Below are 18,084 nucleotides of genomic sequence, written 5' to 3'. Positions count from 1 at the left end.
GCAAAATAACGATAAAGCTTGATGAGGCAGGACACCCGTTAATCCGAACCGTTGTCGGCGGTCTGATTGAGGTTAGTCATGAAAAAAGCGATACAGAAAACTGTAGTCGTATCGAGTCTGGTAACACTGCTGGCGTTGTTGGTGGGGGGCTATTACCTCAATCGCTCGCTGCCGCGCCTGCCCGGTCAACCTCAGGCCCCGGTGCTGGCGGTGCCCGACGTCTACAATGCCAGTTTGCGCCAGGTGGCAGAGGCCTATCAGGGCTTGCATCCGCGCCTGCTGGACAGGCCGGCCGAAACCTTCGATTTTCCCATTGCGCTCGGTGACATCGGCCCCAGTGAGCCGCTGTTTGCCGGCGCGAATCAATACCCCTTCTTGTGTGGTGAAGACCGCAGCCGCAAAACCCAGCCTGAGGTGGACAACCACGACGGTGTAGGTATTCCGATCTTTGCCCGCACCGAAAGCAAGCGCAAAAACCGGCACCTGGTAATCGGCTACAGCCAGGACTGCCTGCACCGCACCCAAGCCGCGTACTACTACAACCGGCGCGGTACCCTCAATTTTTTCCCGCTCGAACAAGCTCAGGGCGACATTGCAAAAGTCGTCGTGGACGGACGTGAAATCGATTTTATCGTGCGACTGGAGACCGGTACCATCAATCGCTTTTTCTACGCCATCGCCGTGCTCAGCAGTCCCGACGAAGCGCTCGAGACCCCGAGTGGCAGCTACTGGAATCAGCGACTGATCTATATGTTTCGCGGCGGTGTCGGCGTCGGCAAACGGCAGGGGAATTTTTCTCCCAAAGATGTGTTGAAGCGACGTTATGAGCAGATAAAAAGCGGCTACGCTGTGGTGTACTCCACCGGCAACCAGACCAGTAACCACTACAATATCTGGCTTGCCGAAGACACGGCGGCGCGGGTGAAAAGACAGTTTGTCGGCCTCTACGGTGAACCGCTGTATACCGTCGGCATCGGCGGTTCCGGCGGCGCCATCCAACAGTACCTGTTCGCTCAGAACAAGGCCGGTGTGTTGGACGCGGCGATTGCTCTCTATGCCTATCCGGATATGGTGTCGCAGACTATTTACGTGATGGATTGCGAACTGCTGGAGTACTTTTTCGATGTGACCGATGGCGCTAACCGTACCTGGCGCCGCTGGGAGAACCGCAGTTGGATTGAAGGCGTCAGCGCCAACTCCAAAGCCGAAAACAAATACGGGACCATGAAATGGTTTGCGGCCCTGCTCAACGGCGACTTCTCCGCCCTCAGTCGCGGCAGGCGGGGTGCTACCGAGTGCGTCAAGGGCTGGCGCGGGCTGACACCGCTGGTCCACAATCCCAATTTCGTCCATTTCAAGGCCAGTTACCTGCCGGCGGTGGCCGAGCAGACGCACTGGACCCACTGGGAAGACCTGAAGCGGTTTTACGGTGTCAACGAAAGCGGTTTTGCCAACAGCACCTGGGACAATATCGGCGTGCAATACGGGCTGGAGGCCTTGCGCAGCGGCAAGATTTCGGCAGACGACTTTCTGCGTCTGAACGCCCAGGTCGGCAGCTGGAAACCGGCCGAGGAGATGGAGCAGGAACAGTTTTGGTTTATCGACGGTGAGCTGCTGCCGGTGAATTTATCTGTCTGGAGCCACCAGAACATGCAACTCAGCAGCGACGGCGGCGAGACCCCGGCCGCCAGGACCCGCGGCAGCCTCGCGGCGATCAACGGCGCCTATCGCTCCGGCCATGTGTTTATCGGGCGTGCGGATATTCCGATTATCGACCTGCGCCATTACCTGGACGATGATCTGGATATGCATCATGCCACCGCCTCCTTCGCGGCCCGCAAGCGCTTGGTCGAAGGGCAGGGGCACGCCGACAACCAGTTGATCTGGATGAGTCACAAAGCTTATGCGCCCGAGCCGGAGGCATTTGCCGTGATGGATCGCTGGATGCTCAACCAGTTGAAATACCCCTACCGCAGTATGGTGGAAAACAAGCCGGTCCAGGCTGTCGACCAGTGCTTCGACAAGCGCGGCCAGGTGATCGCGGCGGGTGACAGTGTTTGGGACGGTGACTGGAACGACCGGCCCACCGGTGCCTGCATGGCCGTTTACCCGCGCAATAAAACGTCCCGCGAAATGGCCGGTGCCGGTGTTACCGGCGATATTTTCAAGTGTCACCTGCAGAGTGTGGATGCGGCGATTTCCGCGGGTGTCTATGGCGATATTGATATGACCGCTTATCGCGATCGGCTGCTGTCGATATTTCCCGATGGTGTCTGTGATTTCAGCCGCGGAGACAAAGGACGCCCGGATAATTTGTTGGGCATGGTGGGGCAGGTGGTTGAAGCTGAGCAGCCTGCGCCCGCTGCCGAAAAACCTGCCAGCGATGGTGAAGCGGCGGGTAAAGCGGCAGGGGGGCCTATTACCTTATCGAAGCTCGAGTCAGAGGAGGAGGCCGAGCTGAGGTAGTGACGGCTTAATTGACCACTTCCATTTGTTCTGTTATCAGGGGTAGTTTGATACGAAACAGCGTGCCGCGACCTGGCGATGAGTCGACCTCAATGGTGCCGTCGTGGTGCTCGGTCACGATAAAGTAAGAGACTGACAGACCCAGGCCGGTACCTTTGCCCACTTCCTTGGTGGTGAAGAAGGGCTCGAAGATATGGCGGCGCACTGCCTCGATCATGCCCGGGCCATTGTCTTCGATTTCGATACAGACGCAGTCACCCTCGGCTCGTGCCCGCAGAGTTATAATGGGCTGTGCCGGTGTCGAATAGCCCTCCTTGTTGAAAGACTGGCTGGCGTTGCGCAGCAGGTTCAGGATGACCTGTTGGATTTCAGCGGCCGAGCAGGGCACCAGGGGGATGCCGCTGTCGATCTGGCGGATAATTTTCACCTCTTCTTTGCCGTCCGGCGTGGTCAGGTCGAGGGCGGTAGCGGACAGCTCCAGGCTGTGTTCGATCAACTCAGCGATATTGATCATCGTGTGGCGCCGGCTGTTGCCGCGGGAAAACTCCAGCATATTGGTGACGATATTTGCCGAGCGCTCGCCGGCGTCGCGGATGCCTTCGATAAACTGAAAGATATCCCGCTCCTCCAGGTAGCCGCGCAGTTGCTCCACGGTGAAGTGGTGGCGTTTGGCCACGGTGTGGTTGACCTTAAGCTCGCCGGAGGTGCGTCGCAGAATATTTTGCACGCCGTTCAGGATAGCGCTCAGGGGGTTGTTGATTTCATGGGCCATACCGGCTGCCAGTTCACCGAGAGACATCATTTTTTCGTTTTGAATCATCATGCTTTCGATGCGCACCCGCATGGTGACGTCGTCGACGCGGATAACCGCCCCGGTGACCTCGCTGGAGATAAGCGGGTAGACGGTGAGATCGGTAAACTGTGCCTCGCTGCCGGCGCCGTGCTGGATGTTCTCGCTGATTTGGGGGGCGCGTTTATCGACGGCGTCGTGGATGGTTTCCGGGGTGATGGGCAGGTCCGGGTAGACATCGCTCAGTTTGCGTCCGAGCGCGTCCTTGGCGTCGATATCGGTGGCGCGTTCCGCCGCTGCATTCCAGTGGGTCACATAGCCCTGGCGGGTGACCCCGATCAGGATTGACGGCATGGAGTTGATAATGCTGTGCAGATAGTCCTGGGTCTCGCGCAGCAGCTCCTCGGTGATTTCGTGCTTGGCGATCTCATCGTAGAGCTGGTTGTTGATGGTGCGCAGTTTGTTGGTGCGGTCGATCACCCGCTGTTCGAGGGCTTTTTGCGAGCGTTTCAAATCGGTTTTGGCGCGTTTATAGCTCACGCGGCTGCGCTGCAGGACGACGATTAACAGGGTCTGTAGAATCAATAATCCGGTAATCACCACCAGCAGGCTGCTGCGCATGTTGCTGGCCTGTACCTCGCTGCCTGCCATGGGTGAGAATGGGGCCTGTGCCAGGGCGCTGCCGGTGCCGAGCAGCAACAGCAGGGCCGCCACCAGCCAGGGGTGGGAGGGTCGGCGGTGTGTATTTGCTGTTGTTGGCATGCTTTAGCCTGGGGCTCGGACATGCCTATTGTAATCGTTGTGGCGCTGCCGTCCAGAGAGGCGTCCCGGTCTTCTTGGCGGGGCTGGGATATGGCTGGAAATTACATAGAAAACAAAGAGATAGCTAGCTAACCTAAGCCTGTATGAAAAAGCTTTGACAGTGGATTCGAATTAGGTACAATGCGTCCCTCTCAAAGCGCGGGTGGTTAGCTCAGCTGGGAGAGCGGCGCCCTTACAAGGCGTAGGTCACAGGTTCGATCCCTGTACCACCCACCATACCTGGCCCAGGTGAGGTGCTGTTGCGGACCGGTAGTTCAGCTGGTTAGAATGCCGGCCTGTCACGCCGGAGGTCGCGGGTTCGAGTCCCGTCCGGTCCGCCATTTAAGTCCTTTTAAATCAATAAGTTAGGTAAATTTACCTAATTCCTGTCCAGTTTTTGTCCAGTTTTTTTGTAAACGGTTATTTTAGGCTGCTTTGGTGAGCCCGTTTTACTGGTCAAACAGCTCTCAATTCCTGCCATTCAAGCGCACAAAATTTACCGCAACTCAGGCCCCCATCCTTTGCACTGTTGAGGAAAATACATTTAAAGAAAGCTAATAACGTCAGAACCAGACAATTAAATATGCAGTAAACGACTTAGCCACGGGGGAATGGATTGGGCCTTTTTATGCAACAGCCCATTGCGATACCCGGCAACCCATTGTCGATCAACACTGTTGTCATAGATGTGCGCGATGTTAAAAGCTTTGATGTAGGATTTAAGATTTTCCAGCGACTTAGGGTGACGACGAAAGATGTCTTTTAACGGAATATCGTGCCCACCTTTTGCAACTCGATCCCGGACCCGTTGTGCGCTCAACTCCGGCGTCTCCAAGGCGATATAAATAAGAATTGTGCGAAACCCGGCCTTTTGAGCTTGTTTTGCATAGTTTAAGTAATGCCTGCCCGATATCGTTGATTCCGCTAAAAAAGAGTTGCGCGTATGAATGAATTCCCGGACCAGCTTTATGGATTCACGACCCGCCTGTGCTGCGACACGGTTAATTGTCGCACTGCTCCCAGTCAACTCTTTAGCGATGGCGTCAGGATCAACAACAGTGAGAAAAGGATAGTGGCGTCGATAGTCTGAGGTGAACGTACTTTTCCCGGCACCATTGGGACCTGCTACCAGAAAGAAAAGCGGCTTGGACATACAAGTTCCTTTTGCTTAAGCCGTTATTATTGACTGCTTGCGCGATTGCGGTTTTTGGCTTGGGCTGTCTCTCGCCGGGCCCTTTCTGAGTCTTCACGGCCCTGTTTATTCATCAGTTCAATATTTTCAAGCTGCTCGGCTAAACGGTGCATATCCCGCTCGGCCTGGAGGTTAGGTTTACTCGTTGGTCTTCGGACAGACATGCGTTTTGACTCTCTTTGCTTTTCAAGGGGTTAATTTTAGTCTCTCAGCAGGCTGAATGGCAATATAATCCTTAATGTAGGGGTATGGAGATAAAGTCCCTTTAACTTATTGATTTTACTGGATTTTACTTTCTTTTTTGGCCTTTTCAGACTACTTTGCCGGGACTTTGACAGTCAATTTTTGCCAGTTCTAATTCGTCGTCCTCGGATTTAATGTACTTGGCGTAGGTGCTGAAAAACATTTCGAGAGTGTGGCCTAGTTGTTGGCAGAGGAAGCCCGGTTTTGCGCCGGCGGTTAATCCTAAACTGGCGTAAGTGTGGCGGCAGTTGTAACCGCGACGATAACGCACGCCGGCGTCACTTAATGCCTTTCGCCAACGTCGGTTAAAGTCGTCAGCATCCAGGCATGGACCGCCAAGTGAATGCGTAAAAATCGGGCCGCCTTTGAAGCGTGTCGGGCACTCTCTGAGAATCGCTTTTGCACGTTGTGTTAATAGCACTTCTCTGGCCATATTGGTTTTGGTGCTGAGTTTGACTTCGCGGCGCACCATCGATTTATTGATAGCCAGTCGCTTACCGTCGTAATCGTCCCACGTTAATGCTAATAATTCACTGGTACGTGCGCCTGTTTCAAAGGCCAGGGTAAAATAAATCAATGCCTGCCCGTCGAGCTGCGCCAGAATAGTTTCTTTTTCGTAAGTCGTGAAAGGATCAATCGGTGGCTTCTGATGTTTTTCCTGTTCCAATTCTTTTGCCGGATTGCTTTCGGCATAACCATTTTTCTTTGCCAGCCGGAAGACTTGTCTTAATGGCACAATGGCATTTTTTCGAGTTTTAGCGCTGGGCCATTTCAAACGGCTATCCAGTCGCCATAGGTCTTTGTAGGTAATAGAGCGAATCGGCAACTTAGCCAGTTTGGGCATCCAGTATTTATTCAGCGCGTGGCGGTAGCAGTCACGGGTTGAGCGCGTCACTTTGGCTGTGTCCAAATACTGTTGTGCCAACACACCAAAACACGGGTTTTCCCACTCTTCATCCGTGCGCCCTAGTCGTAAATCGTCGAGGCGTTGCTGCCTTACTTTAGCCGCATAGGCAATATTGGTTTTGTTGGGACGCTTGTCGAGGGTTTCATTATATTCTCTGCCTTTGTACTGGTAGCGGATTTGGATACTGTCACCTCGGGGTCTGACACCGTTTGGCCAGTTGCTTTTTGATTGAGCCATTGATCAATGGCCTCCGTATTAAATCGTCGCCGCCGATCAATCACGGCGTAGTGGATGCCTTTCTGCCAGATGTTGCGTTGAATCTTGCTTCTGATTTCGTTATGGGTGAAATCGTACAATTCACCGAAACGGTCTTCTTTTAGCCAGCTCATGCGTTAACCTCACTTTTGTGCTCCGGGTACTACGGATAAAGGTTAAGCGTAGCGCTATCAAAAACACTGATCCTTCAAAAACCATTCACAGTAGAAAGATAAGTTTTTGATCGTTGGGCTTGTTAAACGACAAAGTGACAGACAGGTGGTCGAAAGACGCTGGAAATAAGACGGCCCGGTATGACCGGGCCTGTGTTTATCTCACTGCGCTTGCTCTGCTTCCTCGCTGTCTTCGTCAGGTTCACCACCATCAGGGCGGTGAGTGTCTTCAAAGTCGAGTGCATTGCAGCAGGCTTCCAGTATCATCCAAAGCCCCCAAGTTTCACTAAAACTGAGGGTTAATTCATTGCCCTCACACCGTTTTGCTGAGTGTTGGACAAACTTCACTACCTGACGGACATTGCGTACCGTATAGTGCGTTGTTCCACCAATCAGGGGGTTATGATTCAGAGGCGCATCGGATTCACTAAACGAAGCCGGAAAATACTCAGGTGTTTTGGCAAACCATTCCTTGAGTTCCATGATCAGTCCCTCCCTTCTTGTACATCTGAGCCGCTGTTTTGCTGTTCCTCAGTCAGGGTTACAAAGGCTTCAACGTCAGCACAACTAATCCCCAAACAGGACGCGATAATGCCGTAGGCATAAGACTTATCATTTCCTGTCGGTTCTTGCAGGGCTTTGACAAAGACCGATTGCTGGAGCTGTTGTTCCTTAAGCTGAGTTTCCCGGCTCTTCCAGGCGTCTTCCAGGGTGTTGCCGACGTAATACAAGGTATCTTCCAGCATGTTAGCCAGCCAGAAAAACGCCTCGGCGGCGTTGGTGGACATTCCACCATGGTCGCTGGTTTCATCGAGGTTAAGTTGCTGGAATAAATCCAGCAGATGGGCTGCATTGTGAAGAATATCCAGACAGCCTATATAGGAAGGTGAATACGGGTAATGAACCAGTGGATGGCTCAATAACTCGTAATGGGGAGGCGCCAATGGCGCCGATTGTGTAGAATCGCGATTAGTCATAATAACCTCTTGCTAGGTTGTTGTGATTAGCTCGTCCGGGGTGTTAGCGCACCTCTGGCGAGCGCTTTCCATACTGGCTCCTTACTACAGGTGATTCGGCAATTACCAAGTGAGCTTTCTAACTTACCGCCATTTGCTATTGGATACGTAGGTTATGTTGTCACTCAAAAAAGACATAAATTAATCACCAGTGAGTAAATATATATCACAAAGAAAGTCACGTAAACCTCTTTATTGTATCTTTTGATCGCTAGTGATAGTTTCTCTGCCATGAAGGTTATCACTGGCGCACAAATACGCATGGCTCGCGGCTTTTTAAAGTGGTCTGCGAAACAGTTGGCTGAAGAAGCAGGGCTTGGCGTTGCCACTGTGATTCGAATGGAAGAGTACGACGGACTACCTAATGCCAAGGGGGCGAATATCGAGGCAGTCTATGATGTATTACAAAAAGCATTAAAAGAAAGAGGTGCAGTGCTTACTTATAATGACGGCCACGGGCCAGGAGTTTGCCTGAAAAAACCTGTATCTGAATGAAAAACCTGCTTTTTATATGCAGTAGAAATCAGTGGCGAAGCCCTACCGCTGAATCTATCTGGCGAAAGCATCCTGATTTTGATGTGAGGTCGGCGGGCACCAGCCCAAAGGCTCGAAGGACTGTCAGCTCTGCGGATATCCGTTGGGCTGATATTATATTCGTCATGGAGCAGAAGCATAAGAATAGGCTCAAGGCGGAATTTACTCGAACGCTCGATCATAAGACGATCCATGTACTGAATATCCCTGATGAGTATCAGTATATGGATTCAGAGCTGGTAGAAGAATTACAGGTAGCCGTTAACGCGTTGCTAGATTGATGAAAGGGAGCGCAGTTACCCGATGGCAAGTTGTCTATTCAGTTAAAACCATCCTGTCATTGGGTGCTGAGTTAACTCAGCACCCAATGACAGGACACAGTCAAAGCGAGGTAGGTTGGCCGCTTTGACTCAGTGCTTCATCGTTGCTCAGTGTTTTAATGGTTGCCGGGGTTTGCCAAGACCCCTGCAATACCCCCATCCAGTGGGCCTCTTTGTTGAGCGCATACACACAGTACTTAATAGTTAGCCAATGTCGGTAGCGGGCGGCAGGCTTAAGCTGCGCTGTTTGGGTGGCCAGATACCAGCGCAAGTGTTTGACCTGATACTGATAGGGGCCGACTTGGAATTGGTAATGGATAATAGCGGCAATGCGTTTGGCGCGATTCAGGTGCTCCCTGACTCGACTACTTCGCTTACCCGTTAACTTGCGCGCCAGCAGATGTTCCATATGCTGTACGGCTTGTTGGGCGTTAGCGGGTCGCATATTATTGCGCGCTACCAATATAGGACGACACCACATCCCGGCGGTTATGGCCTAGCTGTTGAGCAATCACCGATCTCGCCTGCCTGTCGATATCTTTAGATGCTAGCCGTTGCCCCGCAATAACAGGGGCAGGATACCCGGTTATATACTGATAACGTTCACAGGCATAGGCGGCACGCATGTCGTGAAAACCCTTAATGGGGGCGGTCTTCGGGACGTTACGCCATTGACTGTTGGCATGGTCACGCCATTGGGCATAGGTGCGGTTTTCGGGGACGAGGTTGTTTGCTTTGCCCTGTAGGTCGGCGGCTGCTTTCAGAGTATTCAGGGTGTTTGAATTTACCGGTACCCAGCGATCTACGCCCTTGCCGCGCCCACCCTTGGTGCCCAGTGTGATGTTGATTCGACCCAGCCGGTTGGCTTGTTTAAGAGCCTGTTTACAGTTGAGTAGGGATGCTTCCATGAACCGTAAACCGAAATCGCGAGACAGTGCGGCGACCAATGCTACTCGCTGTTCACCTTTACTATTGAGGGCCGCAATAGGGGACGCTAATACCGTCCTCTCATAACTGGCGGGGACGGTAGAACGGACATTGCAGCGTTCACCGACGACGGAGGGGGACAGTAAAAGGACGGTATCTTTGCGCATTGCCTGCAATACGACATTGACCGTCGATAATAAATTCTGTGCATAAGCGACACTGACTTTGCCAGCGCTAACCTGTGTTCTTAGCCTGGTGCCGTATTGCTGGATAGTGCCGTGATCGATTTGCCGTGCGTCCTTGATGTTGAGACCTTTTAGATAGTGGACAAACTGACACCACCGCTCCTCATGAGTAGCACGGGTACCAAAGTGCCCTTGGCCATAACGATCCATCAGGGCGTTTTTACCGGCCCAGGCCAGTTGCTTGCCATATCCAAAATTTCTATTGCCGCCTAGTTTGCCCATAAAACCCTAAGTATTGGTGAGTGTTAAACCAGATAGAGCGCTGGTCGCGCTTGGCCTCTTCGCTCGGCCGGCGGCTCCCTATATCCGGGAGCATGGACAATCGTTCCAACCTGATAGCATTCTGAACAAACCCGTTACCAGGTCTGCGGGTTCAATGCTTGCTGACAAATGCTACTGATAGTCATCAGCGCACAGGTTGTTTAGTCGGTTTTGTCGCTGTAGCTATGACGCTAATCCATTGTTCTAGCTACAGTTTTTTCGGTTTTTCCCGACCCGTCTCTGTGTAAAGCAGTCCCACAGAGACGGGCCTTACTACTCATTGTTTTCTGATTTTTCACCTCCAGTTAATGTCAGATTTCAAGGATATGGTTTGACTGCTTCACTTTTCATTTTCACATTTATCCCACCTTGTTACCCGGTTGGGCACCGGCCTATACCTTATCGATATAGTCATTGTGTGGATGTGACTTAGAGATAATGTTGTGAGTTTCACAACAGATAGGCAGCCACTGGGGCTCATCTCTGCCTATCGGATGCGACTAAGCTGTAGTCGCCACAGCATGTAGAGGTTATTGTCTGAGAGATGAGATCGGCTTACCGCAATTAACTATTCATGCCTTTAAGAAACTTACTGAGGGTATGTGGATTAAAATTGGTGAGAAGGTCTTGTGCACTACTGTATAATACGACAAGCTCGATGTATGAGTGTACAGATAGCACCGAAGCCGCAAGGAGTCTGCCTCACCAGTTTGGCCCCTCCTTATCCCATGAGTGTTTGGTTTGTTATTAGTTTGCTGCTTTTTGGAGTCTATCGAATATAGTAAAACAGGATGGTTTTACCATCCTTTTATATAAAGAGGGACGGTGAACCTATGATTTATCTCTCGCTTAGTATATTGCTTAATAATTGTTCTGAGGTAATAGCTGTTTGGTCTGCCTGCCTTAGACCCTATGGGATACATCAAAAACTGTGCTTACAGGCTTGTCTAAAAAATGACTGATATCGACCCAAAACGGACATAAAATCATTGGTATAAACCTTTAATAGAGCCTACCTCTGGAGCTTGCGCAGTTGAGTGATAGAAATATAGTTTTTATAAGTAAAGCCACTCCAGAAGATGATGAATTCGTTTTGTGGCTGGCCCCTAAACTAGAGGCAGCGGGATATACAGTGTTTGCTGATGTTTTATCCCTTAAGGCGGGTGATAGATGGCGAAAGGAGGTAACTGCTTCCCTACGGGATAATGCAATAAAAATGCTGCTTTGCTGTAACGATACATCCCTCGCGAAGGACGGTGTGCAAGAGGAAATTGGCATTGCACTGGACCTTTCGAAAGAGCTAAATGACAAAAGATTTATCATTCCACTCAGATTAGAAAGATATAAAAAGATTTTTGGTATTGGCGAGCTTCAATATATTAACTTTGTTGGTAGCTGGGCAAATGGTTTGGCTGAGCTTCTTGATGAGTTAGACTCTGAAAATGTACCAAAAAACCGAGATGAAATATCAATAAATCCTAATTGGGAACTATACAGACAACGTTTTTCCATTCATGTTCAGCGAGAGGAAGAACTATTAACTAGTAACTTAGTTAAGATTTTAAATTTTCCATCATATATTTATTATTATGAGCCTACCGGAGCTATTGACTTAGATGCTTTTAAAGATGAGTGTAGCCTTTCTAAGTATCCTGTAGAGGTATACCATAATGGTGTTTTTACCTTTATGGGGCCTGATGAAATTAATGCTCTTCTTTCAGGTGTCGGAAAATTCAAAAAGAAAGCATCTTATCCAACAGAAAACTTTATTTCTGAAGGGGCAAGTCGTCCTAAAATAAAGTCTAGAGAAACTAGCAACCTTGTTTCATCTATGTTTCGTCAGGCATGGAATAGTTTGTGCCGTGAAAAAGGCCTTACAGAGTATGCATATTCGAGCCAGCTAGGGTTTCATTTCAACAAAAGTTTGATTCCCCTAAAAAAGAGAGTCCCATGGGGAGATAAAGCGGATAGACGAAGTTCCGCCCTCAGAGGCACTTCAAAGGGTAAAGTTTGGGAATATGGTGTTACGGCTATTGTATCTTTCTGGCCTTTTCCCCACGTAAAACTTAAGGCTCGAGTTCTTTTTTCGGAGCTTTCAAGCAATGAAGCTGGCAGCATCATAAATGATCCTGCCAAACAACATAAATTGAGACGTTCAACATGTAGTGGGTGGAGAAACAAACAGTGGCATGGGCGACTTATGGCGTATTTGGTGATGTTGCTTGGAGATAATGAAACTTTGTATTTACCGCTCTCGTTCAGTTCAAATGTAGAACTTTCTGGTATGCCAGTAATTTTAAAATCCCCTGTAACAACGCAGCTGCCAAACAATTTGGATGATGAGGATGAAGAAGCTGACTTGACTACTCTAGGCAACTTCGATATTGAGGAGGATGATTGATGGGCGATCCATGTGATGAAATGGAGATTGCATATATTGATGAGCCCGAATTGGCCTTTCAATATGGCCAAACTAATGACCACCCTAAAGACGGTTTGTTTCTGTATGGACCACATAAGAAACGATCTAGATCGAAAGAACTTTCAGTAGGAGTAGTTGGTACAAAAGAAGGGCTAGGTATATTTCGAAACTGGGCGATAAAGCTGGGTGGTTTTATTGCGGTGCCACCGCCTCAAAAGAAGGAAAAGAAAAACCGGCTTCATCTATCTAATTTTCCTGGCATAGAAGAAACTTTTGGCCTAATTATTTCTCCCGCCGACTTCGTAGAGCGTAAAGTTGACTATAATCAGCTTGATATTGCCACTAAAATACTCAATCAACATGAAGCTGTCAGAAAAGCGGTTGACCTGTATGTCAGCGAGATAGAGTGGCATGACAAAAATGAAGAGAAAAGTGTTGATGTATGGATATTCATATTACCTGAGTTCATCTTTGAAAGGTGTAAGCCACTGGCAAAAAGAGCTGGCTTAGATTTACAAAAGGGGAGTTTTGGAAAGAAACAGAAGAAGCGAACTGACCTACCTCTATTTGCGGGAATAATTGATCAGTCAGATGAGGACATATTTGAGGATGTTCCCGATTTTCACAGACAAGTAAAAGCGCGACTATTAAAACTTGGACATACATCTCAAATCATAAGAGAAACATCTTTAGCGCCAGAAAAGTTTTTAAATAAAGCGGGATACCCAATACGAAATGTTCAAGAACCAGCTACGGTTGCATGGAATATTGCAACAGGTCTTTATTATAAAACGCAGCATGAGCCGCCCTGGAAGCTAACAAATGTTAGGCCAAGCGTCTGTTACATGGGGTTGGTTTTTAAGCAAATTCCAAATCACCCGCGGGAACATGTATGTTGTGCCGCTCAAATGTTCTTAAATGAAGGGGATGCAGTTGTTTTTCGCGGTGCTAACGGCCCATGGAAAACTAACGACTATGAATACCACCTAAAAGCACCTGAAGCCAAAAAGCTTGTCTCAAAAGTAATTTCTACATTTAGAGAAAAGCATGGGCATAATCCGAAAGAATTATTCATTCATGGAAAATCAGGTTTTAGTAATGAGGAATGGGAAGCTTTTGTTAAGGCTACGCCTAAAGAAACCAACATAATTGCTGTTAGAATCAAGACCACTAATGGAGAGGCGAAGTTATTTAGAAATGGCGATTACCCTGTTATTCGTGGTACAGCCATGATGATTGATGACTGCAACGCATATTTATGGGCAAATGGGTATATACCTAGAATGGATACATATATAGGCCCAGAAACCCCTAACCCCTTATTTGTCACCGTTATGAGAAGCTCTGGAGATACTCCAAATATTAAAACGGTTCTTGGAGACATTATGGGACTTACAAAGATTAATTACAACGCGTGTAATTATAGTGATGGCCTTCCGGTAACGATCAGGTTTGCAAATAAGGTTGGCGAGGTTTTAACTATGGGATCAGCAAAGGATTCGGAAAAACAACCTCTTAAATTTTATATATAGTTTTTTCAAATGGAGATATTTTGATTTTAAAAATTCCTCAAAAAATATATCGCTATCAATCATTCAGCGCCCAATCCCTAGAGGCATTGTGTCATGATCAGATATACTTTTCTGACCCTTCAGCATTTAATGATCCGCTTGATTGTAGCCCCTCAATTGAATCGGATACTGACGCTGAAACCCTTCGTAAAATCTTAAGCAGGCTTATACAGAAAAGAGTTGAACAGGAGATTTTAGTATCTCTCAAAGCGGCAAATATTGAGGGGGATCGGGGGCGGCAACACGCCGAAAGGCAGGCACAAAAAGCAGCCTATAATGAACTTAAAAGCATTGCGTATCAAGCAACAAACCCTGAATATGAAGAAGGAATTGAAGAAGCTGAAAGGTGGCAGCTCACTTACTCTATTCAGAGAGAGCTATTAAAGCAAAATAATCGCGGTGTTTGTTGCTTGTCAGAAGAATATAATAATCCTTTACTTTGGAGCCACTACAGCGATCAACACAATGGTTTTTGTGTAGGGTATTCTTTGGATAGAAATCCAAAACCTCAAATACATAAAGTTATATACGGTGGCTCACGAACAGTAAAAACTAACCTTATTGCTCGGGCGATACTAGATAGTGATATAGGTGCTCAAAAAGAGCTAGACGCTAGCATGTTGCTTCGCAAAGCCGAGCCATGGGGTTACGAAAAAGAGTGGCGTATGTTTGGTAATGTTGGGCTGCAAGATTCACCACTAAGACTAGAAGAAATCATTTTTGGCCTCCGCTGCTCCGACGCAATTATGTATTCTGTGATGGAGGCCTTAAAGCCAAGAGATATCAAATTTTATAGCATGTATGTCACTAGAAACAGCTTTGAACTTAAGCGCACCGATGATATATATGAAATGTGCTCTTACTTTCCACGTACATCATATTCGGGAATTGAAATATTTGGCCCCGCTGATAGTGTATAGCCGCTTAATATACTAATGTCCGCTAATGGTCGGTTTGAGACCGAGGGTATTGATTCTGAAAATTCAAGTTTGTCCAGTTTTTATAAAGCAACAGTGTTTTCTGGTGTACACCAATGAAAAACCAGTATACAGGGTCAGGTTTCACACAGAGCATGTGTTAAATGTGAGACCTGACCCGAATAGTCCGGACTGTGATAATCAGTCTAGATGATGAATGGGAAAAACCAAAAGCAAATTTGAATCAAGCCAACCCAAGCTCCCCAAGCAAAGTAAAGTACATAAATTGCAATGTAAGGTAAAAAGAAGTCAGCTATATCGACAGCACAAAATTAAGGGATGCTCTGCCATGCTAGAAAACTACATCGCAAAAAAAGTAATTGATTTAGCTTCTGATGCTGCCAAGAACGTTATGAAAAATAAGGGAGGATCAATTGATAGTGATGAAAACGAACTAGAGAAACACCTATCACAACATCTAAAAATAGTTACAAATTGGGCATCGGAGATATCTTTCTTTGACCTAAGAAAAGCTAAAAGGACGAGCGACATTTATGTGCCTCTAGATCTTTATGTCTACCCTAGACGGGTGAGAATATCGGATGAAGAGAACGTCCCGTCACTCACTCTTTTAGAAGCTTTTGACCGGAGTGATCAATCCCATTTTATAATTCTCGGCCACCCCGGTGCTGGAAAAACTACCACTATGAAGCATCTCTGCCAAGAAATTATGTATGGCGATATAAATGTTTTCCCGGATTGTAGCTTCCCGATAATTATTCGCTTAAGGGAAATTAATAAACGCCGCTCCGATCAATCTGATTCAGAGTTATTTGATGGCATATTATGGTCATTTTTTCACGAGATATTAGGGGTAAAAATTACCTACCCAAAAGAGCTTCTAGAAAAAGAGAACAAAAGCCAACGCATGATAGTTAGGAAGAGAATAATTCTGGCTTTGCTGAACAAAATCGCTCCTCTAATCATATTGGATGGCTATGATGAAATCGCCCATAAAAAAAACCGCGATGCGGTTTTAAACGAAATTAGGGAGCTTGGTATTTCTTTAGACAAAGCTAAAATCGTAGTTACATCACGCACTGGCGATTTTAACTATAGCGTGGACGGCTTTGATCAGTTTGAGATAAAATCGCTGAATGACGAACAAATAAGTAAGTTTGTATTAGGATGGATCGAGTCAGAAAGTGATAGAAATAATTTTTTACTCCAGCTTGAAAAAACGCCTTTTAAGGATGCAGCGATTCGACCTTTAACTCTCGCTCATCTTTGTGCAATTTTTGAAAGGATAGGTAAGATACCAGAGAAACCAAAGACAGTTTATAGAAAAGTGGTTAATCTACTCATTGAAGAATGGGATGAACAAAGATCAGTTATGCGAAGCACTATGTACGCGAGTTTCGAGCCTGACAGAAAATATGAATTTCTTTCCAATCTGGCCTATTCACTTACGACAAAAACAAAAAGGTCTATATTTGACATAAACGATTTAAAATGTAGCTATAAGGCGATTTGTGATAACTACGGTTTACCTACTAACGAAGCTACTACTGTCGCAAATGAGCTTGAGACCCATACGGGGCTATTTTTGGAAACCGGCTATGGGTTGTATGAGTATTCTCATAAATCAATTCAGGAGTATTTGGCAGCAGAATACATCGTAAAGCTACCTGCCATCCCTGATGCGAACAGAACTTTATTTAGCTTGCCTAATGAGTTAGCTATTGCGGTGTCAATTTCCTCAAACCCAAGCGCATATATCGTGGAGTTAGTTTTTAAAAGATTTTTACGATTCAATAAAATTCAACATCAGTTTATTAACGTTTTTGTAAATAGGCTCCTAGTAGAAAAGCCGGACTTCCATTTATCAAAAGAAGTTGGTTGGGCTTTAGTTATCCTTTATTCCTTAAACTTTACTGCTACAGTTGAAGCCTCAGAACAACTTGAGCTTTTCATAAGTGACACTCTCTCTCGGGAATTTGATGCTTTAGCATCTTTAATTCACCAAAGAACGAAAGTTCATGAAATAAAATCAGTTTATGAAGTGATCGAGACAAATAAGACTATTGATGATGTTGTCATTTTGACTTTAGAAAAGCGAAAGACTGCTGGAAGGATACAGAAACCACTACTCAATCTCATACCAAACAAGCTAACGGTATCAGAGAGACTGCTTTCTGCATGTGAAGATTAGTGGTAGAGTAAAATCTTTCAAGGATTATCGTTCGCCTTACCGCATCGAATAAGTCGGGGAGGTCCAGAACATACTTGATATCCATGTCCGCTCGTGGCGAGTTTGGAGCTTAAAGTACTCAATGTAAAAACTTGAGCTTGTCCAGTTTTCTGTCCAGTTTTAGTAAAACGGAGGTGCATTCTGGTGTACACGAATGAAAAATAATCATAAAAAACAAAAACTTAACTACACCTGTGCACACCCCAAAACACCAAACAAAAATTCGAGTCCCGTCCGGTCCGCCATTTATTCCTTTTAAAATCAATAGCTTAAGCGGTTTTTCTCCATTCCTGCCACGTTTTTGCCACACTTTTATTTTTTGCCCTGTTCCTCAATCTTTGCCAGCTCCAGCTTGTCGTTTTCCGAGTTGATATATTTGCCGTAGATAGTCAGTGTCATGTCCAGACCGTGACCCAGTTGGTTGGCGATAAACGCCGGATTGACACCGGCGGTTAACGCAAGGCTGGCGTAGGTATGCCGGCAGTTATAGGCAATACGGTAGTCAACCCCCGCCGCCATCAGTGCCGCCTTCCAGGCTGTGTTGAACGCATCGGCATCTAAACAAGGACCGCCTTGCGTGTTGAGGAAAATATACTCGTTCCTAAACCGTGTGGGGTGGCCGTTAAGCACTTTCCGCGCTGCCTGCGTCAGTAGTACGGTGCGCGCTGCATATTCCGGCCGAAGTCGAACAGCTATTCCGGCGCATCGTGAACACCCAATCCGATCCAACGTGAACACGCATTCCGGCCCATGGTGAACACTTTGCCGATTTTTCCGGAATCGGTGTTCATCT

General features: G+C 47.4%; 14 protein-coding genes and 2 tRNA genes. 8 read left to right on the top strand and 8 right to left on the bottom strand.

The genetic code is table 11. The features are described 5' to 3' along the window. Positions 1-78: 78 nt before the first annotated feature. Positions 79-2,466 (top strand): DUF6351 family protein, encoded by a 2,388-nt coding sequence (locus FKG94_RS13130; RefSeq protein ID WP_142904800.1) that lies wholly within the window; start codon positions 79-81, stop codon positions 2,464-2,466. Positions 2,467-2,473: 7 nt separating this feature from the next. Here the strand turns inward: FKG94_RS13130 and FKG94_RS13125 are convergent, their stop codons facing one another. Then, positions 2,474-4,018 (bottom strand): two-component system sensor histidine kinase NtrB, encoded by a 1,545-nt coding sequence (locus FKG94_RS13125; protein ID WP_246125140.1) that lies wholly within the window; start codon positions 4,016-4,018, stop codon positions 2,474-2,476. Positions 4,019-4,218: 200 nt separating this feature from the next. Between FKG94_RS13125 and FKG94_RS13120 the strand changes: the two genes are divergently transcribed. Together FKG94_RS13120 and FKG94_RS13115 are read left to right on the top strand one after the other, a co-directional pair. Continuing rightward, positions 4,219-4,294: transfer RNA gene (locus FKG94_RS13120), tRNA-Val, on the top strand. Positions 4,295-4,321: 27 nt separating this feature from the next. Then, positions 4,322-4,398, top strand: a tRNA-Asp gene (locus FKG94_RS13115). Between the two features lie 236 nt (positions 4,399-4,634). Here the strand turns inward: FKG94_RS13115 and FKG94_RS13110 are convergent. The 4 genes from FKG94_RS13110 to FKG94_RS13095 form a co-directional block, all read right to left on the bottom strand. After that, on the bottom strand, positions 4,635-5,210 hold the full coding sequence (locus FKG94_RS13110) for an ATPase (RefSeq protein ID WP_142904799.1): 576 nt from the start codon (positions 5,208-5,210) through the stop codon (positions 4,635-4,637). A 349-nt stretch (positions 5,211-5,559) separates the two neighbouring features. Beyond that, positions 5,560-6,636 carry a tyrosine-type recombinase/integrase gene (locus tag FKG94_RS13105; protein ID WP_142904798.1) on the bottom strand — a complete coding sequence of 359 codons (1,077 nt, stop codon included), beginning with the start codon at positions 6,634-6,636 and terminating at the stop codon, positions 5,560-5,562. Between the two features lie 353 nt (positions 6,637-6,989). Further along, positions 6,990-7,310 (bottom strand): hypothetical protein, encoded by a 321-nt coding sequence (locus FKG94_RS13100; protein WP_142904797.1) that lies wholly within the window; start codon positions 7,308-7,310, stop codon positions 6,990-6,992. A 2-nt stretch (positions 7,311-7,312) separates the two neighbouring features. Continuing rightward, positions 7,313-7,804, bottom strand: coding sequence for a hypothetical protein (locus FKG94_RS13095; RefSeq protein ID WP_142904796.1), 492 nt, complete (start codon positions 7,802-7,804; stop codon positions 7,313-7,315). Positions 7,805-8,074: 270 nt separating this feature from the next. Between FKG94_RS13095 and FKG94_RS13090 the strand changes: the two genes are divergently transcribed. Continuing rightward, positions 8,075-8,338, top strand: coding sequence for a helix-turn-helix domain-containing protein (locus FKG94_RS13090; RefSeq protein ID WP_142904795.1), 264 nt, complete (start codon positions 8,075-8,077; stop codon positions 8,336-8,338). Between the two features lie 420 nt (positions 8,339-8,758). On the opposite strand, the gene FKG94_RS13080 is transcribed toward FKG94_RS13090, so the two are convergent. Both FKG94_RS13080 and FKG94_RS13075 read right to left on the bottom strand, forming a co-directional pair. After that, positions 8,759-9,142 (bottom strand): hypothetical protein, encoded by a 384-nt coding sequence (locus FKG94_RS13080; RefSeq protein ID WP_142904793.1) that lies wholly within the window; start codon positions 9,140-9,142, stop codon positions 8,759-8,761. 1 nt (position 9,143) lies between these two features. Beyond that, positions 9,144-10,091: an integrase domain-containing protein gene (locus tag FKG94_RS13075; protein ID WP_142904792.1), complete on the bottom strand. Its 948-nt coding sequence runs from the start codon at positions 10,089-10,091 to the stop codon at positions 9,144-9,146. Between the two features lie 1,072 nt (positions 10,092-11,163). Between FKG94_RS13075 and FKG94_RS13070 the strand changes: the two genes are divergently transcribed. The 4 genes from FKG94_RS13070 to FKG94_RS13055 all read left to right on the top strand — a co-directional run bounded on the left by FKG94_RS13070 (position 11,164) and on the right by FKG94_RS13055 (position 17,252). Next, positions 11,164-12,531, top strand: a complete 1,368-nt coding sequence (locus FKG94_RS13070) for a toll/interleukin-1 receptor domain-containing protein (protein ID WP_179957636.1) — start codon at positions 11,164-11,166, stop codon at positions 12,529-12,531. Next, the gene (locus tag FKG94_RS13065) at positions 12,531-14,084 is read left to right on the top strand and encodes an argonaute/piwi family protein (protein WP_142904790.1); all 1,554 of its coding nucleotides are present in this window, start codon (positions 12,531-12,533) and stop codon (positions 14,082-14,084) included. The genes FKG94_RS13070 and FKG94_RS13065 overlap by 1 nt, the downstream gene beginning before the upstream one ends. 20 nt (positions 14,085-14,104) lie before the next feature. Beyond that, positions 14,105-15,043: a DUF2971 domain-containing protein gene (locus FKG94_RS13060; protein ID WP_142904789.1), complete on the top strand. Its 939-nt coding sequence runs from the start codon at positions 14,105-14,107 to the stop codon at positions 15,041-15,043. 214 nt (positions 15,044-15,257) lie between these two features. Further along, the gene (locus FKG94_RS13055; RefSeq protein WP_142904788.1) at positions 15,258-17,252 is read left to right on the top strand and encodes an NACHT domain-containing protein; all 1,995 of its coding nucleotides are present in this window, start codon (positions 15,258-15,260) and stop codon (positions 17,250-17,252) included. A 351-nt stretch (positions 17,253-17,603) separates the two neighbouring features. On the opposite strand, the gene FKG94_RS13050 is transcribed toward FKG94_RS13055, so the two are convergent. Further along, positions 17,604-18,029: a tyrosine-type recombinase/integrase gene (locus FKG94_RS13050; RefSeq protein ID WP_281284244.1), complete on the bottom strand. Its 426-nt coding sequence runs from the start codon at positions 18,027-18,029 to the stop codon at positions 17,604-17,606. Between the last annotated feature and the right edge of the window lie 55 nt (positions 18,030-18,084).

Origin of the sequence: Exilibacterium tricleocarpae (genome assembly GCF_007004655.1) — a bacterium.
GTDB classification, from domain to species: Bacteria; Pseudomonadota; Gammaproteobacteria; order Pseudomonadales; family Cellvibrionaceae; genus Exilibacterium; species Exilibacterium tricleocarpae.
Note: the sequence above shows the minus strand (reverse complement) of the source record. Positions and strands in the feature narration are given on the sequence as shown.

Bases quoted from the DNA above. Each gene is read 5' to 3' on its own strand.
- FKG94_RS13055 (WP_142904788.1), top strand. From the start codon at position 15,258: ATGGGAAAAACCAAAAGCAAATTTGAATCAAGCCAACCCAAGCTCCCC.
- FKG94_RS13095 (WP_142904796.1), bottom strand. From the start codon at position 7,804: ATGACTAATCGCGATTCTACACAATCGGCGCCATTGGCGCCTCCCCAT.
- FKG94_RS13080 (WP_142904793.1), bottom strand. From the start codon at position 9,142: ATGCGACCCGCTAACGCCCAACAAGCCGTACAGCATATGGAACATCTG.
- FKG94_RS13125 (WP_246125140.1), bottom strand. From the start codon at position 4,018: ATGCCAACAACAGCAAATACACACCGCCGACCCTCCCACCCCTGGCTG.
- FKG94_RS13090 (WP_142904795.1), top strand. From the start codon at position 8,075: ATGAAGGTTATCACTGGCGCACAAATACGCATGGCTCGCGGCTTTTTA.
- FKG94_RS13075 (WP_142904792.1), bottom strand. From the start codon at position 10,091: ATGGGCAAACTAGGCGGCAATAGAAATTTTGGATATGGCAAGCAACTG.
- FKG94_RS13065 (WP_142904790.1), top strand. From the start codon at position 12,531: ATGGGCGATCCATGTGATGAAATGGAGATTGCATATATTGATGAGCCC.
- FKG94_RS13110 (WP_142904799.1), bottom strand. From the start codon at position 5,210: ATGTCCAAGCCGCTTTTCTTTCTGGTAGCAGGTCCCAATGGTGCCGGG.
- FKG94_RS13105 (WP_142904798.1), bottom strand. From the start codon at position 6,636: ATGGCTCAATCAAAAAGCAACTGGCCAAACGGTGTCAGACCCCGAGGT.
- FKG94_RS13130 (WP_142904800.1), top strand. From the start codon at position 79: ATGAAAAAAGCGATACAGAAAACTGTAGTCGTATCGAGTCTGGTAACA.
- FKG94_RS13100 (WP_142904797.1), bottom strand. From the start codon at position 7,310: ATGGAACTCAAGGAATGGTTTGCCAAAACACCTGAGTATTTTCCGGCT.